Source organism: Pseudomonas sp. S3_B11 (assembly GCF_054667715.1).
In genome coordinates this window covers 5,198,813-5,224,446 of the sequence record NZ_CP162749.1, presented here as the reverse complement: position 1 = coordinate 5,224,446, position 25,634 = coordinate 5,198,813, and the positions used below count along the sequence as shown (strand labels likewise).

The window sequence follows — 25,634 nt, the reverse complement described above, 5'->3', positions numbered from 1 at the left end:
AAATACTGTGGGAGCAAGGCTTGCCCGCGATGCTTTTAGAAACTCATATCCACCTTGGTCCAGAGCGTGCGCCCCGGTTCGTTGATGGCTTGCGGGTCGCTCGCCGGATAGCCGAACCCGGCGTTGCCGGCCAGGTTCAAGTGCTCGGCGTAGGCTTTGCCGAACAGGTTGTCGACGCCGCTGCTGACCTTCCAGTGCTTGTTGATGCGGTAGGCACCGTTGAGCGAGAACACGCCGAAGCCGGAGCTTTTGCCGTAGTCCTTGCCGACCACGTTGCCCTTGTTCTCGTCGACCCGGTGCTGCGCCGCCACCACCCGCCACAGGGCGCCGGCGCTCCAGCGATCTTCGCTGTAGGTCAGGCCCAGGCGTGCGTCCAGCGGCGGCATTTGCGCCAGGGCGCTGCCGTCGCTGCTGTTCTTGCCCCAGGCATAGGCCAGGGTGGCGTCGGCTTTCCAGCGCTCGCTCAGCTTGTAGGCCGCACCCAATTCACCACCCATGATCCGTGCATCGATGTTCTCGGCCCGCGAGGTGGTGCCCATCATCCCAGGGGTGTAATCGAACAGGATGTAGTCGCGCACCTGCCCGACATAACCCGATGCCCAGGCTTCGAGGGTTTCGGTCTTGTACTGCAGGCCGAAGTCGAGCTGGGTGGTTTTCTCCGGCTTGATCGCGTCGAAGGCATTCAGTGAACCGCTGGGGCCGACGTTCGTCGAGAACAGCTCCCAGTAGTCCGGGAAGCGTTGTGCGTGACCCACGCCTGCATAGAGGGTGGTGGGGCTGTCGTCCAGGTCGTGTTCGTAGCGGACGAAACCGCTGGGCAGCGTGTCGGCACGGGTGTCATCGGCGGTGGGGTTGGGCCGGGCCGACATGCCGGAACCGATGCTCTGGCGGTAGTCCTTGGCCGAGGCACGGTCGAGCCGGGCGCCGGTGATCACCCTGTCGCGGTCGGCGGCGTACCAGGTCAGTTCGCCGAACACCCCGTAATTGTGGAAATCGGCGTCCTTGCTGTACGGCAGGTCCTTGTAGGTATCCACGCCCATGCTGCTGCGTTGGCGATGCTCGTTGGTCTGCGCGTCCAGGCCGCTGATCAACTGCACATCGGCCCAGCGCCAGGTGGCCTTGATGCGGGCGCCGAGGGTGCGGCGGTCGACGTTGGAGGCCATGGGCCCGGCCATCATCCCGGTGCCGGACGGCGTGCGCAGCGTGTAGTTGTCCATCACGTGGTCGGCGTAGTTGTAGTAGACCTGGGCCTCGACCTTGTCCAGCACCTCGCCGATGTTCGAACGCTCGAAACGCAGCCCGAGGCTTTCACGCTTGAACTGCGAGCCGTCCATGCCGCGCCCGGCGTAGCGTGCTTCACCGTCGCCCTTGCCGGCGGTCAGCTCCAGCAGGGTATCGGCGTCCGGCGTCCAGCCGAGGGTGACGTCGCCATTCCACTTGTCATAGCGCGACGGCATAGTGTCGTTATTGCCGTCGCGGTAATCGTCCGAATGCGCGGTGTTGCCGATCACCCGTACATACCCCTGCGGCCCACCGGCGGCGGCATCCACCACTTTGTCGAAACGGCCGTTGGAGCCGGCCAGCACACTGGCATTGACCCGGGTGCCGAGTTCGCCGAACTGTTCCGGCTCGCGCTCGAACAGCACGGTCCCGGCCGATGCGCCGGGGCCCCAGAGCACGGTTTGTGGGCCTTTGATGACGGTGAGCTTGTCGTAGGTTTCTGGCGATATGTAGGACGTCGGTGCGTCCATCCGACCCGGGCAAGCACCCAACAGCATGCTGCCGTTGGTGAGGATGTTCAGCCGCGAGCCGAACATGCCGCGCAACACCGGGTCGCCATTGGTGCCGCCGTTGCGTACCAGGGCGAAGCCCGGAATGGTCTTGAGGTAGTCGCCGCCGTCACTGGCCGGCACCGGTTGGCGCGGGTCCTTGGGGTTGGTGACGACGGTCAGGGGTGAACTGGGGGCGATGGCGGTGATGACCGTCGGGCTCAGTTCTTCGACCTGATTGTCGTGATGCTCGTGCTCATCGGCGAGTACGAGTGGAGTGAGCAGCAGGCCGCACAGGGCGGCGATGGTCTGGCGTAAACGAACCCGTGGTTCGTTCAGGGAGCAGCGAACCTGGGCAGCGCCCAAAGCGATGTCAGCAGAAAACCTGGACATGATGATTCCATCGAACAGACGTAGACGACACGGTCGGGCAGCATGAAGCTGTCTTGTACGACCGGGGTGAGGTAAGTGTCGGGTTTACGCGTCGAGGGGCGGTGCGCGGGTGCGGGCACCCGGGAAGAACGCTGGCCGGGCATGGGCCAGGCGTGGGGAAAGGCTGGTGTAGGTGTTGGTGTGGGGTGTGTCGAAGACCGCGAAGGTGTGACCGCCAGGCAGTGCGGGGCAATTGAACAGCAGGCTGCAATAGCCGCATTTTTCCCACAACGCATGGTGCTCGCTCTGGGGCGGGCAGTGTTCGGCTGCCGGCGCTTCGTGCGCCGACATGTCCATGCTCATCTCCATGTTCATGTCCATGGACACAGGCATGGACATGCCCTGACCCATCGGCATCGACTGGGAAATCAGCGGGCCGATAAAGATCATCAGCATGGCGAACAGGCTGATCCAACTGCCGCGGGTCAGGCTCATGGGCTGACGGCGGGGCATGGACGGCCTGGCGCGAAGTGGTTGCACGGGCGGCTACGTCTACTGGGCGTGCATGTGTGTCTTGGTGCCGTCGGGGGCTTTTTTCTGCACCGCAACGTCGACCGTGACATTCCCGGCTTTTTCGAAATGCAGGGTCATGGCAAAGCGTTTGCCATCGCTGAGCAGGCTGCGGTCCTTCAGGTCCAGCAGCATCACGTGATACGCCATCGGCGCGAAGGTGACGGTCGCACCGGGGGCGATATCCACGACAGGCACCGGTTGCATCTTCATCAGGTCGTTTTGCATCACATGCTCATGGAGCTCGGCCTTGCCGGCGATCGGCGAGTCGACGCTGAGCAGCTTGTCGGCGGTCGTGCCGCCGTTGTGGATCACGAAATACGCGGCCACGGTCGGTGCGTTGGGCGGCAACTCCTGGGACCACGGATGGGCGATCTCAAGCTCGCCCACCTTGTACTGGTGAGCGTGGGCGAAGCCGACGGGAAGCAATAGGGCAGCCAGCAGGATAAGTCTGTTCAACATGGCAATTCTCCGGAACGATTCAGGGCGCAGTTTTATGCGGGAAGAATCAGACCAGAGGCGAGGCGCGGGGATTGAGGCTGGGCCACTGCTGGCGTGGCGTGGGGCTGTCGAGCTTCGAATGGACTGCACTGCGATGGGCCAGCTGTGCATCCAGATACAACTGCGGAACATGCCCGGCGAGCGCCACCAAAGGCGCTGAGCCTGAGCAGCACCAGCAATGCTGCATCGTTGAGTGATTGTCTTTCTGTTGCGTGCTTTGTTCGAGTTTGCCCAGGGAAATCGCCAGCATCTTCGTGCCGCTGGAGGAGCAGAAACTGCCCCACAGCAGTTGCTCGGCTGGCGAATTGGCCTGCGCATTCGCCATCGTGCCACCGCTGCCGGAAAGCGGCATGGCAAGCATGTTGAACAGCACTGCGAAGCAGGCGATCCAGGCAAATGCAAGCCGTTGTCGGGACATGGGGCAATCCGCTCGATGGGCGATCAGGTGGCGGTATTTAGCCTGATCGGGGTTGAGAAGTAAAAAGGCCACGTGCGGTATAGGGTCGCAGGGCTGGTGTTAACAGTAGCAACAGATCTTCAAGTGAGTGCTTTTGTGGCGAGGGAGCAAGTTCCCTCGTCGTGTGTTTTTGATCAATCGGTATTCAATCACTCCAATACAGGAGGGAAGGGAACCTCTGTCAAATGGCCGTCGCATGTAACCTCAAGCCCAAAGCTTTCATGACTTTCATGATAGTTGTGAACTCTGGATTGCCCGTACTCCCCAGTGCTTTGTAAAGACTCTCTCGCCCCAGGCCCGCATCACGAGCAATCTGCGTCATGCCCTTTGCCCTGGCAATATCGTTAAGAGCTGCTCGAACCAGTACGCCGTCACCCGCATCCTCTTCAAAACAGGCATCCAGATAAGCGGCCATTTCCTCAGGCGTCTTGAGGTAAGTGGCTGCATCGAAACGTGTGAATTCTTCAGTCATGATTCACTCCTCATTACCCATGGTTTGCGCCATTTGAACAGCGCGTGCGATATCCCGTTTCTGAGTCGATTTGTCACCTCCCACAAGCAGCAAATAAAGCACGGAGCCTTGACGGGAGAAGTACACTCTGTAGCCCGGACCCGAGTGAATACGCATCTCATACACTGCGTTACCCACCGGTTCGCAATCACCAAAATTTCCATGCTCTGCCGATCGGAGCCTAGCAATGATGCGAGCTTTCCCAGCAATGTCCTTCAGCCCGTTAAGCCAGCTTGAGAATACTCGGGACTGTTCAAATTCGATCATTCGGATCGTATTCCTTGGGATACACATTGGCAAGCAGCACTTTCCTCGGCACGAGACGGGTCGCTCATGCTTAATGACTGCCAGGTGCTGCGGTGGGTATTAAGGAGCGGAACTATAGAATCGAACGTCTTGGACGAAAAAGCCGGCTTCGTCTTGAAAACTTGTCAGAAATGTCGCGCGAATGTGCTGAATTCAGAACCCGTTTTGTACGGATAAAGCGTCCAGCATTTCATTGATCGCTCCAAACTCCCGATCCACCCCCGCCAACACCGGCCGCTTCAACACCAACACCGGCACCCCCCGCTCCCGCGCCACCTCCAGTTTCGGCTCGGTGGCCGTGCTGCCGCTGTTCTTGCTCACCAGCACATCGATCTGTCGCCGTTCGAACAGCTCGCGCTCGCCCTCGATGTGAAACGGCCCACGAGCTCCAATGACTTCGCAGCGCTCATTACCGGGGTAAGCGTCCAGGGCACGCAAGGTCCAGAATTGCTCGGGCGGAATTTCATGCAGATGTTGCAGGGGTTCGCGACCTAGGGTGAAGAGGGGGCGGTGGAAGGGTTGCAGGGCCTGGATCAGTTCGGCCCAGTCGGCCACTTCGCGCCAGTCATCGCCGGCCTGGGGCTGCCATGCCGGGCGGCGCAGGGCCCAGCAGGGGATAGCGCAGGCGCGGGCTGCCTGGGCGGCGTTGTGGCTGATTTGTGCTGCGTAGGGGTGGGTGGCGTCCAGCAGCAGGTCGATGCCCTCGGCGCGGATGAATTGCGCCAACCCTTCGGCGCCGCCGTAGCCGCCGACGCGCACCTGGCAGGTCAGGTCGATGGGAATGCGACCGATGCCGGCCAGGCTGTAGATGTGCTGGGGCCCGAGGGTGCGGGCGATGGCCAGGGCTTCGGTGACGCCGCCGAGCAGCAGGATGCGTTTCATTTCAAGGCTCTTCATGACAAGGCTCCCGCGTGGCCGACAATCCCGCCTTGGCGGTCGATGGCGAAGACTTCGACCTGGACCTGGGCCGGCACCACGCTGCGGGCGAAGGCCAACGCGTGCTCGCACACCGCGTCGCCGAGGGCGATGCCGGCGGCGCTGGCCATTGCCAGGGCTTGCTGGCTGGTGTTGGCCGCGCGGATGCCTTGCTGCAACGCCTCATCGGCACCGATGGCAGCGGCCCACTCGGCCAGTTGTGGCAGGTCGATGCTCGAGTGACGGCTGTGCAGGTCCATGTGGCCGGCGGCGAGTTTGCTGATTTTGCCAAAGCCGCCGCAAAGGCTGAGCTTTTCCACGGGGACCTTGCGCACATGTTTGAGCACGGCGCCGACGAAGTCGCCCATTTCGATCAGGGCGATTTCCGGCAGGTTGTAGACCCGGCGCATGGTGTCTTCACTGGCGTTGCCGGTGCAGGCGGCGATGTGCAGGTAACCGTTGGTTTTTGCCACGTCGATACCCTGGTGGATCGAGGCAATGTAGGCCGCGCAGGAGAACGGCCGGACGATACCGCTGGTGCCGAGGATCGACAGGCCGCCAAGAATTCCCAGGCGTGGATTCATGGTTTTCAGCGCCAGGGCTTCGCCGCCCTCGACGTTGACCGTGACTTCGAAACCACCGGCGTAACTGCTTTCCTCGGCCAGCCGACCCAGGTGGTCGTTGATCATTTTGCGCGGCACCGGGTTGATCGCCGGTTCACCGACGTTCAGCACCAACCCCGGTCGCGTCACCGTGCCGACGCCGCGACCCGCGACGAAACGTACACCGGGCTCGGCGATCAAGCGCACCTGGGAAAACAACAGGGCACCGTGGGTTACGTCCGGGTCATCGCCCGCGTCCTTGATTGTCCCGGCTTCGGCGCCTTGTTCGGTCAGCCGGCAGAACTCCAGGCGCATCTGCACTTGCTTGCCCTTGGGCAGTACGATTTCCACGGCATCGGCTTCGGTGCCGCGCAGCAGTAATCGAGCGGCCGCCAGGCTGGTGGCCGTGGCGCAACTGCCGGTGGTCAGGCCGCTGCGCAGGGGGGCGGGTTGTTCGGCGGTTTCGTCACGCATCGAGAGGCTTGACCAGGTCGAGCAAGGTGATCGGCAAGGCCTGGCGCCAGGTGTCGAACTCGCCCAAGGGCTGGGCCTGGGCGATGTGGATGCGGGTCAGCTCACCGCCGTGACGTTCGCGCCAGTGCATCAGGGTCGTTTCGCTTTGCAGGGTCACGGCGTTGGCGACGAGTCGACCGCCGGGTTTGAGTTGGGCCCAGCAGGCCTCGAGCACGCCTTCGCGGGTGACGCCGCCGCCGATGAACACCGCGTCCGGCCGCTCCAGGTTCTCCAGCGCCTGGGGGGCTTTGCCGCGAATCAGTTGCAGGCCAGGCACGCCGAGGGTGTCGCAGTTGCGTTCGATCAAGCCTTGGCGGCCTTCGTCGGCTTCGATGGCCAGGGCCCGGCAACTGGGGTGGGCGCGCATCCATTCGATGCCGATGGAGCCGCTGCCGGCGCCGACATCCCAGAGCAGTTCGCCGGGCATCGGGGCGAGGCGTGCGAGGGTGATGGCGCGCACGTCGCGTTTGGTCAACTGGCCGTCATGCTCGAAAGCGGTGTCCGGCAAACCGGCCAGGCGTGACAAGCGCGGTGTCGACGGTTCGGCCCGGCATTCGATGGCGATCAGGTTCAGGTCGGCGACGGTGTCATCGGACCATTGCGCGGCGCAACCGTCGATCCGACGTTCTGCCGCACCGCCCAAATGCTCCAGCACGGTCATGGTGCTCGGGCCGAATCCCCGCTCGCGCAATAACGTCGCCACGGCGGCGGGACTGTGGCGATCGTTGCTCAGCAGCAACAGCCTGACACCGGTGGATAGGTGGACATTGAGCGCCGCCAGGGGCCGGGCCACCAACGACAGCGTGACCACATCTTGCAACGGCCAGCCCATGCGTGCCGCCGCCAGCGAACAGGAGGAGGGCGCGGGGATGACCAGCATCTGATCACTCGGCACCTGTTTCGCCAGGCTGGCACCCACGCCGTAGAACATCGGATCGCCGCTGGCCAGCACGCACACCGGCTCACCCTGCCGAGCAAGCAGCGGTTCCAGGGAGAACGGGCTGGGCCACAGCTCCCGTTGGCCGCGGATGCACAGCGGCAGCAGATCCAACTGACGCTGCGCGCCAACGATCCGCGAGGCACCGAGCAGCGCGCGGCGAGCAACCTTGCCCAGGCCCTTGAAGCCCTCTTCGCCGATGCCCACTACGGTCAGCCAGGGTGTCATCTCTGTTCCTCGAATAGATCTGTTTGATCGGCGGGCCTGTTTCCCCGCGAACCGGGTCGCCATCATACCGTGCCCCGGCGGATCAGGCGCCTGGCGCAACATCATCTTCACAGCCAGACCGCTATCGCGAGCAAGCTCGCTCCCACAGTTTGGAATGGGGGCGTTCGGAAATTGTGTGTCCGCCGTCAGCAATCCGACCGGCAAGCTTTTCATGACCCCCGGCAAAGCAGGCATAATGGCGGTCCTTCGCCGATGTGGCGTTTCTTATTTGTCGGTTTTCCCTTGAACGAACGTCCATCCTCCAGCGTCGTACGCCCCTCCGGTTGCCCGGGGTTGCTGCGTGTCGTCCAGGCGCTGGACGGTGGGATCTGTCGGATCAAGCTCGATGGCGGTGCCATCCAGGCGGATCAGGCCGAAGTCGTGGCGTCGGTGGCCGAGCGGTTCGCCGGGGGCGTGATCGAGGCGACCAACCGGGCCAACCTGCAAATCCGTGGGATCGGTCCCGGGCACGACGCGCTGATCCAGCCATTGCTGGCCGCCGGGCTTGGCCCGCGCAAGCCGGCCGGCGATGACGTGCGCAACCTGATGCTCAGCCCCGCGGCCGGGATCGATCGGCAGATGCTGTTCGACACCCGGCCGTTGGCGGCGCAGATCCTCTTCACCCTGCAAACCCACGAACGCTTCCCTGAGTTGTCGGCCAAGTTCGCCGTGCAACTGGACGGTGGCGAAGCGTTGGCGATGCTCGAACATCACCACGACCTGTGGCTGTCGGCCCTGGTCCGTGATGGCGAGCCTTGGCTGGCCTTCGGCTTGGCCGGTTCCCCATTGGATAAACCGGCGGGCAGGGTGCCCCTGGCCCAGGGGCATGCCTTGGTGATGGCGGTGCTGGAGCTGTTCCTCGACCTGGCTCGCCCGGACCAGATCCGCATGCGCCACTTGCTGGCTGAAATTCCCACCGATGAATTCATGAGCCGATTGGCCCGCCGCGTGCCGCTGCAAGCTTGCCTGGATTGGCAGCGGGACGGCTCCATCGACGGACTGCACATCGGCGTTCATCCCCAGCACGACGACCGCGTCTACGTCGGCGCGGCGGCGCCTCTTGGTCGACTCGACGCCCGCATGCTGCGGGGGGCGGCGCAATTGGCGCGGGAGAAGGGCGACGCAAGCCTTCGTTTCACCCCTTGGCAAAGCCTGCTGCTGCCCAACGTGCGCAGCGAGGACGCCGACGAAGTGCTGGCGCGGCTTGAGGGGTTGGGCCTGTTGTGCTCGGTCGATCAGCCCCTGGCACAACTCATTGCCTGCACCGGCTCCAGTGGCTGCGGTAAAGCCCTGGCCGACACCAAGGCCGACGCCCACCAACTGGCCGAGCTGCTGCAACGCCAGGGCCAGACCCTGAAAGTCCATCTGTCGGGCTGCCCGCGTTCCTGCGCGGCAGCCCATATCGCGCCCGCCACCCTGCTGGCGGTCGCCCCCGGTCGTTACGACCTGTATTTTCGCGATGCCACGCTGCCGGGTTTCGGCGCGTTGCAGGCACACAATCTGACTATTGAAGCGCTCGGCCACTGGCTCGACGCTCGCCCCCGGAGCCCCCTTGATGCTTGATTACATCCGCGACGGTCAGGAGATCTATCGCAACTCCTTCGCGATCATCCGCGCCGAAGCCAACCTGGCGCGCATTCCGGCCGACCTGGAAAAACTCGCGGTGCGGGTGATCCACGCCTGCGGCATGGTCGAGGCCATCGATGGCTTGCAGTTTTCCGAGGGCGCGGGCACGGCCGGGCGCCAGGCGCTGGCCGCCGGGGCGCCGATCCTGTGCGATGCGCGGATGGTCTCCGAAGGCGTGACCCGGGCTCGCCTGCCGGCCAACAATCCGGTGATTTGCACCTTGCGCGACGAAAGCGTGCCGACATTGGCCCGGGAGCTGGGCAACACCCGTTCGGCGGCGGCGCTGGAGCTGTGGCGCCCGCACCTGGAAGGCAGCGTCGTGGTCATCGGCAACGCGCCGACCGCGCTGTTCTACCTGCTGGAGATGCTCGATGCCGGCGCGCCGAAACCGGCACTGATCCTCGGTTTCCCGGTGGGCTTCGTCGGCGCCGCCGAGTCCAAGGCGATGCTGGCGGCCAACAGCCGCGGCGTGCCGTTCGTGATCATGCAAGGCCGCCTGGGCGGTAGCGCCATGGCCGCCGCCGCCGTCAACGCCCTCGCTACGGAGATTGAATGATGCAGCAGCCTGGACGTCTGATCGGCCTCGGCGTGGGCCCCGGTGACCCGGAACTGATTACGGTCAAGGCCCTGCGCCTGCTGCGCGAATCGCCCGTGGTGGCGTACTTCGTCGCCAAGGGCAAGAAGGGCAACGCCTTCGGCATCATCGAGGCCCATTTGCAGGACGCGCAAACCTTGCTGCCGCTGGTCTACCCGGTCACCACCGAAGCGCTGCCGGCGCCGCTTTCCTATGAACAGGTGATCGCCGACTTCTACGACACCGCCGCCGAACAGTTGGCCGTGCACCTGGATGCCGGTCGTGATGTGGCGGTGATCTGCGAGGGCGATCCGTTCTTCTACGGCTCCTACATGTACCTGCACGATCGCCTGGCCGAGCGCTATGAGGCCGAGGTCATTCCCGGTGTGTGCTCGATGCTGGGCGGGGCCTCGGTGCTCGGTGCGCCGCTGGTCTATCGCAACCAGAGCCTGTCGGTGCTCTCCGGCGTCTTGCCCCACGACGATCTCAAGCGTCGCCTGGCCGACGCCGATGCGGCGGTGATCATGAAGCTGGGGCGCAATTTCCCCAAGGTTCGCCAAGTGCTTCAGGAATTGGGCATGGACGGACGGGCGCTGTATGTCGAACGGGCGACCATGGCCAACCAGAAAATCGTGCCATTGGATGAAGTCGAGCCGATGTCTTCGCCGTACTTTTCGCTGATCATCGTCCCGGGCGAACGGTGGCAGGGTTGATGACTTCTACCGCGCCTGCCATCGTCATCCTCGGCCCGGGCAGCCTCGCCACGGCCCGGCGGATCCAGCAACGCTATCCCGACGCCTTGATCCACGGCCTGGCCGCAAGGGTCGAGGGCGCGGATCGCCAATACCTCGAGTTCGGCGCGACGTTGCGCGAGCTATACCAACAGAACACACCGATCATCGCCCTGTGCGCGGCCGGCATCGTCATCCGCACCCTGGCGCCGCTATTGCTGGAAAAAGGCGCCGAGCCGCCGGTACTGGCGGTGGCCGAGGATGGCAGCGCCGTGGTGCCGCTGCTGGGCGGTCTGGGCGGGGTCAACGTCATGGCCCGGGACATCGCGGCAACGCTGCAAGTGGCGCCGGCGATCACCACCAGCGGCGAATTGCGTTTCGGCACCTGCCTGCTCAATCCGCCAAGCGGCTACAGCCTCGGCGACCTGGAGCAGGGCAAGCGCTTCGTCTCCGACCTGTTGGCCGGTGAACCGGTGCGCATCGAAGGCGCGGCGCCATGGCTGGATCAGGCGCAGTTGCCGCAAGATCCGCAGGCGCGGCGCACGATCCGCGTCGGCTATGCCGAGCGTGAGGCGAGCACTCACGAACTGCTGATTTATCCGCGCAGTGTCGCGGTGGTGGTGAGCGCCGAGGTGGCTGATCTGCCGGGTGCCATTCGTGCCGCTTTGCAGCAAGCGAAAGTAGCGCTTCAGAGTCTGGCGTGCCTGGTGGCGGCGGATACGCTGATGGCCAGTGTGGCCTTGCGTGAAGCGGCGCTGGAACTCAGGGTGGCGCTGCGCTTTGTGGCGATTACCGGCGACGCCGCCACCTTGGCGCGCAGTTCGGTGCCGGCGGCGAACATCCTTTCGGCGACGGGCAACCTGGCCATCGCCGTTGCCGCGCAACCCTTGGAGGTGGCCAAAATCGGTCGCCCGCGCGGACGCCTGGCGGTGATCGGCCTGGGGCCGGGCGCGGCCGAACTGATGGTGCCGGCGGTGAAAGCCGAACTAGCGCGGGCCACCGATGTGCTCGGCTACGAAACCTATGTGCGCATGGCCGGCCCGTTTCGCGACGATCAAGTGCTGCACTGCACCGACAACCGCGAAGAAATGCAGCGTGCGCGACACGCCTTTGAATTGGCAGCGCAAGGCCGTTCGGTGATCGTGGTGTCGTCCGGCGACCCGGGTGTATTCGCCATGGCGGCGGCGGTGCTTGAAGCGTTGCACGAGTCCAGCGATCCAGCCTGGCATCAGGTTGACCTGGAGATCCTGCCCGGTGTGTCCGCCTCCCTCGCCACCGCCGCCCAGGCCGGTGCGCCGTTGGGGCATGACTTCTGCGTGATGTCGCTGTCGGACAATCTCAAGCCATGGTCGATCATCGAGAAGCGCCTGGATCTGGCGGCCGAAGCCGACCTGGCGTTGGCTTTCTACAACCCGATTTCCCGTGCGCGGCCATGGCAATTGGGGCGTGCGCTGGAGATCGTCGGCCAGCACCGCACGCCGGAGACGCCGGTGGTGTTGGGGCGTGACATCGGTCGTCCGGGCCAGACCCTGCGTGTCACCACGTTGGGGCAACTCACGGCCGAGCAGGTGGATATGCGCACCATGGTCCTGATCGGCTCCTCCACGACCTGTGTGTTCCCGCGCGCATCGGGTGGAAACTGGGTGTATACGCCACGCTGGTATGGGGCCAAACCTGCCTGAACCGCGACATTGAGGGCATGGTTTTTGTGGCGAGGGGATAAATCCCCTCGCCACAAAAACCATGCAGACTTGAAGTGAACGGGAGTCTTTTTTTGTTTGTCGTTCGTATAAATAAAAGAGCAAGCAGTTATCTTGATCCTCCTTTGAAATGCATTGAAAGCCTTCCCGTTTGAATTGCCGGATTTTAAGCGTTAGTTTGCGTGCCTGATAAGTTTCCGGTGTGCGCTTGTCAGTGCTTGGTATAGGCTTCAGTTGTCGCCAAGTTAAAAAATATCAATGGAATTAACGTTCGCCAGAGCACCTTCTGGCGACAATGCTTTTATATGCCTGTTCTTTTTCTAGCGGACAGGCCGGGAGTGTCTTTTTTATGCAGGAAGCAAACGTCCAGACGCGTGATGGTGCGCTCGGATTCATCAGCCTTTTCAAACTGGCCGACCTCGAAAGGGCACTGTTGCCCTACAAAAACAATGAACAATATGACGCGGTCATCCGTTATTACTTTGCCTGTATCGGTATGCCGGACTCCCACAGGCTGCTCGAGCCGCTGGGGCTCTTGAAACAGACGCTCGCCCAGGTCCTGGGCAACCGCAGGGTGAAGCGCAGCCTGGAGGGGCGTATGTCCGGCCCTGGCGAGACAGCGATGGATTTGCCGCGAATCTATGACAAAGTCGAACGTCATGAAGCACGCCTTCAGTTCAGCACCGAACAGATGAAGCGAGTGCCAACGGAGGTGCCCAAGACGTTGCACTTTGTCTGGCTCGGCGGCGGACTTGGCAACATTCAGCGCGACTATCTAAATGTGTGGAAAGAAGTGTTGGCCAGGCAGGGTTATAGCCTGAATCTCTGGTATGACAGCGATGCACTACTGGCCTGGCAAACCAACAGGTTGATTGTCGAAGCCGCCAAGGCCGATGTTTTTCTACAAGGGGTTGATGAGCGTATCTCCGAAGTTGAATTGGGCGGCTTATACAACGAGCGGACCATTGTTCTGAAACAACAGATGCATGCACATATCAGTGCGGCAGTGGCGGGCGGAGGGTCAGCCGACGAGGCCCGAATGGATTTATTGTCCCGCGCCTACGGCCAGGATGTGCAAGTACTGCGCAAACAGTTGGAAGACAATCGTCGCAGTGTCTTGGATATGGACGGTTTCAAGTTGCGTGATATCGCGGCAGGGGACGTTTCGTTGCAGTTGCAGGATGTCTATGAGCGGGAGATGTGTTTGCGCGGCAATATGGCGGCGGCCTCTGATGTTGTGCGCGCCGAGGTCCTGTATGCCGAAGGCGGTAGCTATACCGATGTCGACCACCTTCCGCCGTTGTCGCAAACCCTCGGCGCTGTTGATATCAGCGGTTTTGACCGTAATGCCCGCCTTGGAGTCCTGCAACTGCTGCTGAACAACAACCCCGAATGGATGCCGGGGCGCCAGGCCTCTTCCAGCCATTACACACACATTGGCACCGAGCATTTTCCAGCGCTGCAAGCCTTCGCGCAAAGCTGGCCAAGCCTGAGCGAGGTCTTCGCGCAACCGGCGGATCGGCTTGCGCGTCCCTTCGCGCTGCGGGCCTTGGCCATGCAGCAATCGTTATCCAATGCGTTTCTGATGGCCCATCCGGGCTGTGCGGTCCTCAACAGTGTGATCGAGCGTTTGCGCGCCAACTACGCGTTGATCGATGCTTCGACCCGGTTGGCCGCTCAGCGCGATATTGCGTTGAGTGATGTTGCTGGCATGTTGAGGCTGGTGGAGGAAGTGTTCGAAAAAGCCAATGGACCGCTGACTGGACTGTCGATGGAAGACGTGCCGAGAGCGATAGCGCTGATTGCGGCCATTGCGACCCACTTTGGCGATGGTATTCGGTTCGAAAGCGAGGGCACCATTTACCTGACGGGCCCCGGCGCCATGCGCGATGGCATGGTCGACTATGCGAAAGCGCACTTGAGCGCCGCCATTGCCGAGAGCCTGAGCAAAGAGGCGGCCATTGCGCCCAATGGGACGGTGAACGGTGCCACCGAAGAGGAGCAGGATCACTCCTGGAAAGAAAATGAAACCGATCACGAGAAATGGGTCAGCAACGAACAGACGAGTTGGCGTGAGGGGCAGTACTCCACGCGCTACAGCGGTGATATGGCGCAGTTGCTCAAGCACTCGACCATCGAGTTCCAACAGGGCTGGCCGCTGATCGAAGGGCGAGCGGTGCTGCTGACCGATGTGTTGGAGCAATTGGCCGAGAGGCTCGGCGAGCCGTTCATCGAGGCGATGAGTCAGGGGCATGACGGTGAAATCCGCTTCGAGAAACCACTGCCGCTGAGTTTCGATGATCGCCAGCGTATCCGGCATCAGGCTGCCGATGCGCTGGTTCCGGTGTTCCTGAGCGATGCAAGGATGCAAAGCCTGGGGATCGATGAAGTGCTGAGCGATATCGCCAGTGGCGCCCGCCGTCTCATCGAAGCCAGCCCTTTGCAAAGGGTTTCGCTGGGCCTGTTGCTAGGCTTGGATGCGCTGGATAACCAGCGTTTCAACGCGGCCACCAGTGAGCTGGAGAACCTGGCCAACAGCGTTGCCGAGCAGGGCGTGTCCGGCCGTTATGCAGTCATCGAGCGGCAATTGTTCAAGCGCAAGGCGGCCGGATTCATGAACGGTCTGTCGAGCGATCCGGCGTATGCGCCGATGCCGGCCGACAGCACGCTGGACCTGAAGAAAGCGGCCTTGAAAGAGGCGCGAACGCTGTTCCAGTGGGGCCGCCATGTTGCACGGATCCAGAAAGCGGCGACCCTTGAACATCGTGTCCAGATCGTTGAACGCTCCGCGCAGGTGCTGGATGGCTTCGGTCACAACGGCGTCCAGATGGTCCCCCAGGATTTGCTGCTCGGCAGCGATGGCGAGACGATTGGTGGGCGTTGCTATCCGTTGGCGCTGGCGATGAGCGCGGCGCTGGCCCAGGGCGATGTAGCCTCCGGGCAGTTGCGCGAGCGTTTCTTCCTGACGGTGCTCGAACCCGGGCAAGCCGACTCCCAGGCCTTTCTGCAAACCCTGGAAGCCCTGCGAGACGTGTCGCTGGGTGACGTTGGCACGCGGCTTGGCCAGGCCGACCTGGATCAGGTCACGGCCGCACTCGAAAGACACGCCGCCCCCCGTACGCTGATGCTCAACTCGGACAACCATTCGATGCTGGTGGCCAAGACCGTCAGCGGGGAACGCGCCACCTATCATTTTTTCGACCCGAACTTTGGCCTGTGCAAATTCGACCATCCGGACGGGCTGCAACGTGCGCTGGAGCACTTTTTCCAGACCGAGGGCATGGCCCGCTATTACGCTGCCTATGGTTCTGAAGCGCGACCGCAATTCGATCTGATCGACCTGCACAGCGCCAAGATCTCGGCCTTGGAGCTTTCTGACGGATTCACGGTGGAGCACCTGCTCAAGCCCGATCCTTTGCCAGGAAAACCGGAGCTTGCGATTCGCCAGCGCCTGAACCGTGCCTACGGAAGGTCCCTGGTCGACAATTCGCACCTGGGCAGTAGCTTGCTGGCGTTGGACAGCCATTGGTGGGGTCAGCAGATCGCCCAGGCAACGGTCGATTTGCAGGCGCTGCATGACTCGCCGAAGCCGCTGGTGCCCTTGTTCGATACGCTGGAGATCACGCCCGAAGGCCAATACCGAGTGAGCCTGATCGATCCCGCGCAACCGCAACGGCAGGTCCGCGTGCTCAGTGACGATCATCGCCTGTTACGCATCAAGAACTGGCTGTCGGAACAGTTTTCGACCCTGGCGCGCCAACCTGTGCAGAGCGGTGGTGTCGTGGATCCGACCGAGGCCGGCAGCGTCCATACCCTAAACGCTGGCTTCACCATCCAGGCCTTGATGAACGCCTTGCGCGGGCGCGAAGGGGATGACCGAACGTTGACCACCGCCGTGCGCCTGCATGCCTACGTCAACTATGCGCAGTTGGTGCACGGCAATGTCATGGACGTGACGGGGTTGGTACAGTTGGCCCGTACCGCCCTGGCGGAAGAACGGCTCATTGCCCGCACGTGTGCGCCGGTCGTTGGCCAGGCGCTGGGGCATGCGGCTAACGAGGGCGTCGGCGCGGTGTTGGGGCTGGCCAATGTCGGCTTTGATATCTATCAACTGAAGACGGCGCGAACCGGCATCGAGAAAGCGCAATTCGGTACCCAGCTGACATTCGACTCTGCCAGCCTGGCCTTGACGGCGGGCGGCGTTGGCGCGGGGTTGGCCGGGGCGTCGACCGCCGCGGCGGTGCTCGGCGGTGCGGGTGTGATTCTTGGTGGGGTGGCGGTCGGGGTGGCCGCCCTGGCCCAGGGGTTCGCCAGCATCGCGCGGCAGGCGCGGGACGTCGGTCAGTTTTTCGATGAGCTGGAGCAGGCCTATCGTGGTGACGGCTACCACTACGATCACACGCTGGCCGCGTGGGTGGCACGGCCTTCACTGATCGTCAGAAGCATGGACCTGGAGGAGGGGACGTTGCAGCTCGACAGTCCAAAGCTGTATCCCCTGCATGATCATTTCGGTGTGCCGGGCTTCGATCCCGATGAGGCTCGGGCGATCGACATCCGTCGGGAACTGGGGCTGCCCGGACGGATCGGATTCGTCCCGCCGGCAGGACAACCCATCGTGCTGCCCTGCACGCCGCAAACCACTTACGGCTATGAATACAAGGCGCTGCCCTTCGCCCGCTGGCGCCATGATCGCGGCTTCGACACGGCCCGGCGGCTGGAGAAAAGGCAAGCGGACGGGACCTGGCTGTTTTTGTTCTCGTTCTATTCGTTTCCGTCCGACTACATTCTCAATCGCCTGAGTCCGGTGTACGGCGAAACGGTCATCCGGGTGTACCTGGATGCGGTAGAGCGGACACTGGTGGTTCCCGTGATGCCAGAAGCCTGGCAAGGAAAGTTGTCCTATTGGCTCCGAGGGGCCGACTCGCGTTGTACCGTGACGCTCAATCCCGGGGTCGATATCAGCCTTGTTTCACCGAACCTCATGTATTGCCGCTGGGTGTTGCAGGCCACCTGGGCCAATGACCAGGATATCCGGATCGAGCCTTCCGGCGAGCTGTACATCGGCACCGTTCATGTGAGCCGTGTCGGCCAGCAGGAGGTGCTGATTCGCACGGCCGACCAGCTGTTCAGAGTCCCCCAGGGTAAACGCCAGCTGGACATCCTCGAACAGACGGCGCCGGAAGGGCTCGATGAGCAGGCGCTGCTTGACCACCACAAGAGCCTGGCGCGCGAGCATCGATTGGCGCTGCCGTATACGCCGGTCCATCACTATCTGATCCCGTTCGAAGATCCCCGGCAACCGCGCTACACCACGGCCTGGTATGACGCGGGCGCAGACCGCTTCCTCTACATTCGTGACGACATGGAGGTGCTCGGCGAGCCGCAGCTGTCGCTCGTCCTGGGGGCGTCTGCCTATTTCTACGATCCCGACGGGTTCCAGATCTGGCAGACGGATTGCGCCACGGGTTTGCTCAAGTGTCGCTACCTTTTGCTGCTTCAAGAGGGGCAAGGCACGATTCGCAGGCTGGAAGCGGATGCGCAAGGGGTGATTCATGTCGTGCAGGAATACGTCCTCGACAACCAAACCGTCCGGCAATATCGCTACCTGATTCATGACGGGCAATTGCTATTGAGTTCCGTCACCTACGACACGGCGCCGCAACTGCAGGCGCTGCTGTTGACCAGCGATACCCTGGCCGGGTGGTCGTCCGTGCTGGGCGACTTTCTGCGGCTGCCCCTCGGGCCTTCGCATAACGGGGCGACGACCGTCGATTGGCAGCCGGCTTCGTACGTTTCGATCTGCTGGACGATTGCGCCCGATTCCCGAGACCTGGCATGGGTACGCCGCAGCGATCGACGTCTGATCCTGGCGCCACCCGCCAGGCATCATTTCCGTGGCTGGGATAACTCGATCAAGAACCTGGACGGGCTGATGCTATTGCCCATGGCCGACGACAGCGAGGTGTTCTTCGTTTACCAGCGAGTCACCGCCAACCAGACGCTCTGCCGACTGCAACGCAGCGTGAACGACGGCAAGGCGCAATGGACCCAGCTATGGGTGCAGCCGGAGGGGCTCAAGCAGATCCTGGCCGTCGACGGGGGTATGTGGCGCTCGATGAAAACGGGCTGTTTTTCAACCTGGGCGCGCAAGAAACGTTGCAGTTTGCCGGCGTGAGCGAACAGTGGCTCAAGGGGCGTAGTCGGTGGTGGCAGGCGCTTGAGCCGTTGGCCAAGCGCTACCCGGGCAGGGATTTTGCCATTGCCGGTCTGCGCAATGTCGCTGGTGACGGCAACCTGTGTGCCTGGTACGTGAATAACCGCTTGCTGTTGTGCGATCCGGGACTCGACAAGGAAGTTCGCTTGCTCGGCATGACGCCCGATAATCAGTCGGTCTGGCTGTTCGATCGGTCGAGTGGTGAAGTATTGAGCCAGGCATTCTTCGACCCGCAGCGGCTTGACCAGGCTTTCGGCGCCGGCTCGCAATTGCTGGCGGGCGACAGCCTGCCGGCGTATCAGCGGGAGTGGGCGAGCTGGCGCTTCGCCGATGTCACGCTCGAAGGCAGCGGCTTGCGCGGGATAAGCGTGGACGGCCTGTCGCTGGCGCTGCGTCATCAGGAAGCGGGGACCATCACTGGGGTCAATCACGACTGGGTGAGCGCCCAGGGCGAACACCTGATCGAAGCTCTCCAGCGGTTGCTGGAGCAAGCGCAGCATGCCGAGTTCGTGTCGGTGGAATCCGAGCCTGGGAGCCTGCAATGGTATGACGTGCAAAGTGCCCGGCTGCTGCGGGTGACCGGCAAGAACCTGCCCAGGAACTTTACCCTGCTCGGCACTCAGGCTCAGGTCAACGTGCTGCTGCACAAGCATCAGGATGGGCGGGTGCTCATCTATCCCGACAAGCGCAGCATCGGGCCGTTCGATTATGTCCAGCGCAACGCCCAGGTGCTGGTCGTCGAAGGGGCGAAGGTCGGCCGCGATCTCCTGCCGCTGATCCCCGATGAGGTCAATACGTTGATTCTGCGCTTGGGCCAGGGCGCGGTGACGTGTCATTTGACGAAGAAGGAGTGGCTGAAACTGGACTCGGTCATTGTCGACTGTCGACATGCCCTGGATGAACCACCCGCCATGGCAAGCACATTGATCTGGGCATTCGATGAGCCTGGAAAACTCGTGTTCGAGATCGTCCAGGCGCATCTGGTCATTGTCGATCCGGACAGTGAACACTGCCTGATCCTGCGTGATGTGTGTTCCGCCGACCCGCTCTTGCGCGGTGAAATATGCCTGGGCTTCAACGCTGCGCATGCCCGCCCGGTGTCGACATTCGTGGCACGGCTACGGGACCTGGGTGGGGTTGGCAGTGCAACCCTGAAAGAGCTGCTGGCGCCGGCGCCGGTCGAAGGCCAGGTGGTCCCCCTTCAGGGCACCAGGTAGCCCTTCACCCCGGTAAAAATGATCTGCGCCGCCAAGGCGCAGACAAACAACCCCATCAGGCGGCTGACGATCTGCAAGCCCTGGTCGCCCAGGATCCGTTCGATACGGCTGGACAGGTAGAGCACGACGCCGACGGTGAAGCTCGCCAGGGCGATGCTGATGATGGCCATGAGTTTGTCGTCCCAGTGCGGCTGGCTCACGCCCATCACCAGCAGGGCACCGATGGTGCCGGGGCCGACGGTCAATGGAATGGTCAGCGGGACGATGGTCACGTCCTGCTGCACGTTGTCGGTCTGTACGGCCGACTTGCCCTGGGCCATGCCCAGTGCCGAAATGAACAGCACACTGCCGGCGCCGATACGGAAGGCGTCCACGGTGATGCCGAACACGCTGAAAATCACCCGCCCGAACAAATAGAGCAACACGCTGGAGACCAGCGTCGCGGTCGCGACTTTCCAGGCCAGGCGGCGTTGTTCCTTGCGCGAATAGCCGCGAGTCAGCCCGATAAAACACGACAGCACGAAGAAGGGGCTATAGAGCACCAGCATCTTGAGGTACACGCTGAATAGCACGTGGAGCATGGTTCAGACTCATTGCGAAAGACATCGCCGGAGTCTATCAGCCTCTGAATCGACTGTCGGCATTTGATTGGTTGAAGTGGAAGGAGTGGTGTTTTATTCGAGCGTTTTTTTTTGACTTTATTTGATGGCTGTTAATGGGCGGTTTTATTTTGAAGTTACAAGTAGAGAGTTGTTGAGTCTGGTTCGGTTGATTAATGTGGCTCTGCAAGTCATGGAGTGGCTTGCTTAATAATTTAAGGAATAAGTGATGAGTTTTGAAATGTGTGATAGCGCTGTAGCCGCCTGTGTGGCGCGGTTGGAAAGTTATGATATTTACCCTGATGTCAGTCCTCGTTCGTTGTATGTGGGCGATGTTGAGCCACCGGCGAAGGGATCGGTTGTCGGTGAAGGCATCCTGGCGTTCGCCGGTGGTCTTTCTCCACAGCATCAAGAGGATGCGCAGCATGCTTTTCTCTTTGCTTCCCTGGTCGCCAACAGGCAATACCCTCTCGAATCCCAAGGACGAGAGTGGTACTACAAGTTTGTTGAAGTCATGACGAACGCCGGTTGGGTCGCTACGCAGCGCTTCTATGATGACCTGAGCGTCGGCGGTAACACCGTGCGGATGGACAAGCTGGTGTTGGACATCCTCGCCTCCGTAGTGTCGGGTATTGCCCTTGGAAGCGCGACTTCGGCGTTGCTGTTGAAGGTCGCCGACAGTGCAATCACTGCCTTGCAGAAGAAGGAAGAGACCCTGACCCTTTTTGAGCGAAACCTGTTGGAACATGGGGTGGGCGGAATGGCAGCGGGTACCTGTGTCGAAATTGACGGTGAAGTCAGCATGATGCTTGGCACCGTGCGCTTTATCCGGCGCAACAGCGCAACCCAGGTCTTGTTTGCGGATTGGAGCAGTCGCGAAGTGAAGTTGTATAAAGGTGAGTCGGTTTTTCGAAAAGTTCCAAGTATTGTCGAGCGAACTCGAGACATCATTATTGGGCGGCTGGGTAATCATGCCGTAAGCAAGATCGAAGAGTACGAAATCTAAGTTCTGTTTCAATGAGGCAATCGACTATCGGTTGCCTTTTTTTAGAAGGAGTCAGGTATGGATAAGGAATATTCGGTTTTTGTTAACGCTGCGGCGATTGTTTTAGCGCCCTGCGCACTACGGCGCACGGAAGTTGACGACCTGATGAATTCGGTCTTGCTCGCACAACTGGTTGCTAATAAGAGTCTGCAGCGTGCACCTGCGGTTGATTGGTACGCCACTTATTTGGAGGTCTTGAGTGTCGCCTGGATATCAGCTGCCAAAAGGCGAAAGGATCTGCAGCCGCAAAAAGAAGATACCCATTCGCCATTGGAGTGGGTGGCGGCCATCCCCTTGGATGATCAGGTGGATCAGCAACAGCGGATCATGGCGGTGATGGAGCGTATCGCAGCGTTACCCGGCTCGCTGCCTGCGATGGGGATTGTGCGCAAGCATGTGCAAAAACAATACGAGCCTGACGCGGCACAGAGCCCGTCATCTTCCAGCCCCGTGCGCTTGCTGGTGATCGTGGCGCAAAGCCCTGTTTCGATGGCTGGTGTCTATTTGCAATTCAACACAGCGAAAGTGATCGAGGCCAATCCTTGGAGGCAGTGCTTTGATGGCAAAGACATCGACGGTTGTGTGACGGCACGTTATTTCCGCACGCAACTGAGCGAAACATTGTTCGCGCCTGCCCGTGAGGTTATCGCCCGTAGGGTCGCGGCTGCCGTGGGTGACAACATTGTCGATATCACCAAGGCTATCGATGATTCAGGTGTTCTTCCTGCCGAAGAGGTCTGCAGATGAGGGGGCCGATTCCATCTGCCGCAGTCGTTGGCGGCAGTGTCGTTTCGTTCGCCGCCGGTCTACCTGCGTCCCATCGGGAAGATGTGTACTTGAGCACGATGTATGCGCAACGGGCCACCTGGTCAGCCTATCGCGACGGGTTGTCCGGTCACTGGTTCGACTATTTTTGCAGCCAGCTCAGATTCCTGGGCTGGGACGTACCGCGCCCGCAGACGCTGTCGACCATTGAAGGTCCGATGGGGGTGGGAGCGACACAACATATCGAGGCTCGTCTTGGCGAAGCTTTTCACGCCCCGGCCAGTGGTGCGTTGGTGGCATTGGAGAGCAATCCCAAAGCGCTGGAGCTGTTCGAATCAACCAGCCTGTCGCGCGACACAGGCATTTTCCAGATGATGCCCTGTGTGCCGAACGGCACCCATCGAATTGAAATGGGCGTTTATCACTGCCAGTTCCAGCTGCGTCGACAGGCGTCTCGATTCTTGTTCATCGAGCGAGGCGACTGGGTGCGCAACAGCGTCGAGCAAATGACCGTCATCAACTTCAATACGCTGTACTACGCCACCTTCAGGGAAAAGGTAAAACGTTCAGTGCTGTCCCAAGCGTCCACCTACCTCAGTGCCCTGGAACTCTGAAGCGTGTTTGCTCGCAGGCTTGGATCGGTTCAATAAGTCGATGCAGTCGGTTTTTGCTGATCGCGCTGGGCCACCCAGTGCTCGATCAGCTCACGCAGCTGCGACAGCTCCACCGGCTTGGCCATGTGACCGTCCATCCCGGCCTGGCGGGCGCGTTCCTTGTGCTCGGCCAGGATGTGCGCGGTGAGCGCCACCACGGGGGTGCGGGTGCGCTGGTTACCCATTTCCCAGGCACGCAATTGCTGGGTGGCGGAAAACCCATCGAGGATCGGCATTTCGCAGTCCATCAGGACCAGGTCGTAACGCTGCTCCTTCATGGCCTTGAGGGCTTCTTCGCCGTTGCTGGCGGTGTCGGGTTGCAGGTTGAGCTTGCCGAGCATGCCGCGGATGACCTTGGTGGAGATGCTGTTGTCCTCGGCCACCAGGATGCGGAAATCGCTCGGCACCTTCACCGGAATGGGAGGGCCGGCGTTTACCTGCACATTCGTTGCCTGGCCCCGGTTGCGCTGGTTCAGCTCGTCCGCCAGGGTGGTCTTGAGGGTATAACCGGCCACCGGTTTGGCGAGGATGCGCTTGACCCCGCTGTTGCGCGCCACGATCTTGCTCGGCGCGTTGCTGATACCGGTGAGCATGATCAACAGGATGTCGTGGTTCAGGCTCGGGTCTTCCTTGATCTTGGCCGCCAGTTGCATGCCGGTCATGCCCGGCATGTTCTGGTCCAGCAACACCACGTCGAAATAATCGCGCAGGTGCGCCTTGGTGCGCAGCAGCGCCAGGGCTTCCTTGCCCGATGGCACCGCACTGACGTTCAGGCCCCAGGCGCTGCACTGTTGCACCAGTACTTTGCGGCAGGTGTCGTTGTCGTCGACGATCAATACCCGCGCCCCTTGCAGCGGGCCATCGAGGTCGGAAGTTGGATGTTCGAGGCGATCCGGGTCCAGCGGCAAGGTCAGCCACAAGGTACTACCCTGGTTGCTACCGCTTTTGATACCGAATTCTCCGTGCATCAGGATGATCAACTGACGGGCGATGACCAGGCCCAGGTTGCCCCCCAGGCGCGTGGCCGACAGGAAATTCTTGCTGTGCAGTTCGGCGTGCATCAGCGTGTCGCGCTCTTCGGCGTCCATCGGCGTCCCGCTGTCCTGCACGGCGATGCGCAGGCGCGGCTGATTGCTGCGCTCGTCGAGGGCGACGACGATCAGCACTTCGCCCTCGTCGGTTTTCTTCAGGGCGTTTTCCAGCAGGCTCAGCAGCGCCTGGCGCAGCCGCGTAGGGTCACCGCTGATCACGCGCGGCACCTGGGGCTGGATGAAGCTGATCAGCTCGACATTCTGCTGTTCGGCCTTGGCACGGAAGATACTCAGGCAATCCTCGATCAGGGCATTGAGGTCGAACTGCACGTCGTCCAGTTCGATCTGCCCGGATTCGAGCCGGGAGATGTCGAGGATCTCGTTGATCAGGGTCAGCAGCTCATTGCCGGCGCTGTGGATCGTCTGCACATAGTCGCGTTGCTTGACCGACAGCGGCGTACCCAGCAGCAGCTCGGTCATGCCCAGCACGCCGTTCATCGGGGTGCGGATCTCGTGGCTGATCTTGGCCAGGAACTCGGCCTTGGCATTGATCTCGGCATTGCTCGCCGCCAGGTCGCGGCTGATGCTGAACCGGCTTTCGTTGATCGAGCGCTGGCGCTCGCCCAGGGCGACACTCATCAACAGGCCGCTGATGCAGATGAAGATCAGCAGGGTGATGATCAGGCCTTGGGGAGGAACCTCCGTGAGCCCTTGCAGTGCCGGGAGGATGATCAGCGTGCCCAGGTTGAAGACCAGCATGGCCGCGACGAACAGCCGGGCCGGGCGGTAGCCCTTTTGCCAATGCCAGGCGCTGACGAGCAGCATGCTCAGGCCGGCCAGGGCCACGAGGGCGTAGGTCATGATATTGAGCGGCAGCGTGTTGACGAACAACAGCAACAGGCTGCACAGCATGACGAGCACGATGTCCCCCAGTAGCAGCCGATTCAACGGGTGCGGCCCCAGGGGCGCAAAGAAACGGTAGGCGAACATCAGGCCGCAGGGCGCCGTCAGCAACAAGGCAAGGTAGGCCCCGGGCGTCTGGACGGCTGGCCAGTCGGGCAGCCAGGGCCCGGCCAGGTTCAGCAACAGCACCAGGCTGAGCATCAGCAACCCTTCACAGGCTGCCAGCCACAGGCAACTGCGTGAACGGGTGTAGGCATAGCGGGTGAGGTTGTGCAGGACCAGCATGGCGATGCAGCCGAACAGCAACCCGTAGATCAGCGTCTGGTTCTGATCGGCCGCAGCCACGACTGCCGATTGCAAGGTGATGTAGGGGCGCAGTTCATGGCGCGAGGACAGTCGCAGGTAGACGTCCAGCGATTTGTCGCTGCGTGGAAGGGGCAGCATGAAATCGCTGCTGGGTACCACCGGTTCGGTATGCGGCGTGGCATTGCCGCTGATTTGTTGGTCAACCAGGGCATCGCCGTCCAGCACATAGAGGTTCAGGCGTGACAGGTCGGGGGCGAAGATGCGCAGGATCTGTTCATGCCGGTCGGGGGCCAGGCGGAAACGCAACCACAATGCCCCGCCGGGCTCGGCGGCCTTGAGGCGGTCCAGGTCGATGGGGCTGAATTGATTGGTGTAGCGGGCAGAACGGATGTCGCTCAGTGTGAGGTCGCCCTGTTCGTCGAGCAATACCGCCCAGCCACTGCCTGGCGCGGCCTGGGCCGGGAGCATGCAGAGCATCGTCAGCAGGGTGACGGTAAGGCCTATGGCAATCCTGAGCCAGCGCACGGCGAAATCCCTTCGTAGGTTGATG

Annotated in this window: 18 protein-coding genes and 1 pseudogene; 8 read left to right on the top strand and 11 right to left on the bottom strand. The window is 61.9% G+C overall.

What is annotated here, in order from left to right; all coding sequences use genetic code 11:
* Positions 1-35 precede the first annotated feature (35 nt).
* From AB4O22_RS23470 to cbiE, 9 genes are all read right to left on the bottom strand, one after another.
* Entirely contained in the window at positions 36-2,162 is a 2,127-nt protein-coding gene (locus AB4O22_RS23470) for a TonB-dependent copper receptor (RefSeq protein WP_460097279.1), read from the bottom strand.
* A gap of 84 nt (positions 2,163-2,246) precedes the next feature.
* On the bottom strand, positions 2,247-2,636 hold the full coding sequence (locus AB4O22_RS23465; RefSeq protein ID WP_460097753.1) for a DUF2946 domain-containing protein: 390 nt from the start codon (positions 2,634-2,636) through the stop codon (positions 2,247-2,249).
* Positions 2,637-2,693: 57 nt separating this feature from the next.
* Positions 2,694-3,173 (bottom strand): copper chaperone PCu(A)C, encoded by a 480-nt coding sequence (locus tag AB4O22_RS23460; RefSeq protein ID WP_223470808.1) that lies wholly within the window; start codon positions 3,171-3,173, stop codon positions 2,694-2,696.
* Positions 3,174-3,219: 46 nt separating this feature from the next.
* Complete coding sequence (locus AB4O22_RS23455) at positions 3,220-3,630, bottom strand: DUF2946 domain-containing protein (protein ID WP_003197380.1); 411 nt, start codon at positions 3,628-3,630, stop codon at positions 3,220-3,222.
* 220 nt (positions 3,631-3,850) lie between these two features.
* Complete coding sequence (locus tag AB4O22_RS23450; RefSeq protein WP_024617344.1) at positions 3,851-4,141, bottom strand: addiction module antidote protein; 291 nt, start codon at positions 4,139-4,141, stop codon at positions 3,851-3,853.
* Between the two features lie 3 nt (positions 4,142-4,144).
* Positions 4,145-4,447 carry a type II toxin-antitoxin system RelE/ParE family toxin gene (locus AB4O22_RS23445; RefSeq protein ID WP_024617343.1) on the bottom strand — a complete coding sequence of 101 codons (303 nt, stop codon included), beginning with the start codon at positions 4,445-4,447 and terminating at the stop codon, positions 4,145-4,147.
* A 192-nt stretch (positions 4,448-4,639) separates the two neighbouring features.
* Positions 4,640-5,368 carry a cobalt-precorrin-6A reductase gene (locus AB4O22_RS23440; protein ID WP_460097751.1) on the bottom strand — a complete coding sequence of 243 codons (729 nt, stop codon included), beginning with the start codon at positions 5,366-5,368 and terminating at the stop codon, positions 4,640-4,642.
* An 11-nt stretch (positions 5,369-5,379) separates the two neighbouring features.
* A complete protein-coding gene (locus AB4O22_RS23435; RefSeq protein ID WP_013692152.1) occupies positions 5,380-6,477 on the bottom strand; it encodes a cobalt-precorrin-5B (C(1))-methyltransferase in 1,098 nt (365 codons plus the stop codon).
* Entirely contained in the window at positions 6,470-7,681 is a 1,212-nt protein-coding gene (cbiE, locus tag AB4O22_RS23430; RefSeq protein ID WP_460097278.1) for a precorrin-6y C5,15-methyltransferase (decarboxylating) subunit CbiE, read from the bottom strand. The genes AB4O22_RS23435 and cbiE overlap by 8 nt, the downstream gene beginning before the upstream one ends.
* A gap of 282 nt (positions 7,682-7,963) precedes the next feature.
* Here cbiE and cobG point away from each other — a divergent pair, with 282 nt between their 5' ends.
* The 5 genes and pseudogenes from cobG to AB4O22_RS23405 all read left to right on the top strand — a co-directional run bounded on the left by cobG (position 7,964) and on the right by AB4O22_RS23405 (position 19,782).
* A complete protein-coding gene (gene cobG, locus AB4O22_RS23425; RefSeq protein WP_460105916.1) occupies positions 7,964-9,283 on the top strand; it encodes a precorrin-3B synthase in 1,320 nt (439 codons plus the stop codon).
* Positions 9,276-9,902 carry a precorrin-8X methylmutase gene (locus AB4O22_RS23420; RefSeq protein WP_223470805.1) on the top strand — a complete coding sequence of 209 codons (627 nt, stop codon included), beginning with the start codon at positions 9,276-9,278 and terminating at the stop codon, positions 9,900-9,902. Before cobG ends, AB4O22_RS23420 begins: the two co-directional genes overlap by 8 nt.
* Entirely contained in the window at positions 9,902-10,633 is a 732-nt protein-coding gene (locus AB4O22_RS23415; RefSeq protein ID WP_041475699.1) for a precorrin-2 C(20)-methyltransferase, read from the top strand. Before AB4O22_RS23420 ends, AB4O22_RS23415 begins: the two co-directional genes overlap by 1 nt.
* Positions 10,633-12,333 (top strand): precorrin-3B C(17)-methyltransferase, encoded by a 1,701-nt coding sequence (cobJ, locus tag AB4O22_RS23410; RefSeq protein ID WP_460097275.1) that lies wholly within the window; start codon positions 10,633-10,635, stop codon positions 12,331-12,333. The genes AB4O22_RS23415 and cobJ overlap by 1 nt, the downstream gene beginning before the upstream one ends.
* 367 nt (positions 12,334-12,700) lie before the next feature.
* Positions 12,701-19,782: pseudogene (locus tag AB4O22_RS23405) on the top strand (TcdA/TcdB catalytic glycosyltransferase domain-containing protein).
* On the opposite strand, the gene AB4O22_RS23400 reads toward AB4O22_RS23405, so the two are convergent.
* A complete protein-coding gene (locus tag AB4O22_RS23400; RefSeq protein WP_003186248.1) occupies positions 19,767-20,363 on the bottom strand; it encodes a MarC family protein in 597 nt (198 codons plus the stop codon). The pseudogene AB4O22_RS23405 and the gene AB4O22_RS23400 overlap by 16 nt on opposite strands.
* A gap of 247 nt (positions 20,364-20,610) precedes the next feature.
* Here AB4O22_RS23400 and AB4O22_RS23395 point away from each other — a divergent pair, with 247 nt between their 5' ends.
* From AB4O22_RS23395 to AB4O22_RS23385, 3 genes are read left to right on the top strand one after another with little or no spacing between them, the layout of a single operon-like run.
* Positions 20,611-21,387 (top strand): hypothetical protein, encoded by a 777-nt coding sequence (locus tag AB4O22_RS23395; protein WP_460097272.1) that lies wholly within the window; start codon positions 20,611-20,613, stop codon positions 21,385-21,387.
* A gap of 57 nt (positions 21,388-21,444) precedes the next feature.
* Positions 21,445-22,173, top strand: coding sequence for a hypothetical protein (locus AB4O22_RS23390; protein WP_460097271.1), 729 nt, complete (start codon positions 21,445-21,447; stop codon positions 22,171-22,173).
* Positions 22,170-22,805, top strand: a complete 636-nt coding sequence (locus AB4O22_RS23385; RefSeq protein ID WP_013692159.1) for a hypothetical protein — start codon at positions 22,170-22,172, stop codon at positions 22,803-22,805. The genes AB4O22_RS23390 and AB4O22_RS23385 overlap by 4 nt, the downstream gene beginning before the upstream one ends.
* 29 nt (positions 22,806-22,834) lie before the next feature.
* On the opposite strand, the gene AB4O22_RS23380 is transcribed toward AB4O22_RS23385, so the two are convergent.
* Positions 22,835-25,609 carry a hybrid sensor histidine kinase/response regulator gene (locus AB4O22_RS23380; protein WP_223470801.1) on the bottom strand — a complete coding sequence of 925 codons (2,775 nt, stop codon included), beginning with the start codon at positions 25,607-25,609 and terminating at the stop codon, positions 22,835-22,837.
* Between the last annotated feature and the right edge of the window lie 25 nt (positions 25,610-25,634).

Bases quoted from the DNA above. Each gene is read 5' to 3' on its own strand.
- AB4O22_RS23470 (WP_460097279.1), bottom strand. From the start codon at position 2,162: ATGTCCAGGTTTTCTGCTGACATCGCTTTGGGCGCTGCCCAGGTTCGC.
- AB4O22_RS23465 (WP_460097753.1), bottom strand. From the start codon at position 2,636: ATGAGCCTGACCCGCGGCAGTTGGATCAGCCTGTTCGCCATGCTGATG.
- AB4O22_RS23460 (WP_223470808.1), bottom strand. From the start codon at position 3,173: ATGTTGAACAGACTTATCCTGCTGGCTGCCCTATTGCTTCCCGTCGGC.
- AB4O22_RS23455 (WP_003197380.1), bottom strand. From the start codon at position 3,630: ATGTCCCGACAACGGCTTGCATTTGCCTGGATCGCCTGCTTCGCAGTG.
- AB4O22_RS23450 (WP_024617344.1), bottom strand. From the start codon at position 4,141: ATGACTGAAGAATTCACACGTTTCGATGCAGCCACTTACCTCAAGACG.
- AB4O22_RS23445 (WP_024617343.1), bottom strand. From the start codon at position 4,447: ATGATCGAATTTGAACAGTCCCGAGTATTCTCAAGCTGGCTTAACGGG.
- AB4O22_RS23440 (WP_460097751.1), bottom strand. From the start codon at position 5,368: ATGAAACGCATCCTGCTGCTCGGCGGCGTCACCGAAGCCCTGGCCATC.
- AB4O22_RS23435 (WP_013692152.1), bottom strand. From the start codon at position 6,477: ATGCGTGACGAAACCGCCGAACAACCCGCCCCCCTGCGCAGCGGCCTG.
- cbiE (WP_460097278.1), bottom strand. From the start codon at position 7,681: ATGACACCCTGGCTGACCGTAGTGGGCATCGGCGAAGAGGGCTTCAAG.
- AB4O22_RS23420 (WP_223470805.1), top strand. From the start codon at position 9,276: ATGCTTGATTACATCCGCGACGGTCAGGAGATCTATCGCAACTCCTTC.
- AB4O22_RS23415 (WP_041475699.1), top strand. From the start codon at position 9,902: ATGCAGCAGCCTGGACGTCTGATCGGCCTCGGCGTGGGCCCCGGTGAC.
- cobJ (WP_460097275.1), top strand. From the start codon at position 10,633: ATGACTTCTACCGCGCCTGCCATCGTCATCCTCGGCCCGGGCAGCCTC.
- AB4O22_RS23400 (WP_003186248.1), bottom strand. From the start codon at position 20,363: ATGCTCCACGTGCTATTCAGCGTGTACCTCAAGATGCTGGTGCTCTAT.
- AB4O22_RS23395 (WP_460097272.1), top strand. From the start codon at position 20,611: ATGAGTTTTGAAATGTGTGATAGCGCTGTAGCCGCCTGTGTGGCGCGG.
- AB4O22_RS23390 (WP_460097271.1), top strand. From the start codon at position 21,445: ATGGATAAGGAATATTCGGTTTTTGTTAACGCTGCGGCGATTGTTTTA.
- AB4O22_RS23385 (WP_013692159.1), top strand. From the start codon at position 22,170: ATGAGGGGGCCGATTCCATCTGCCGCAGTCGTTGGCGGCAGTGTCGTT.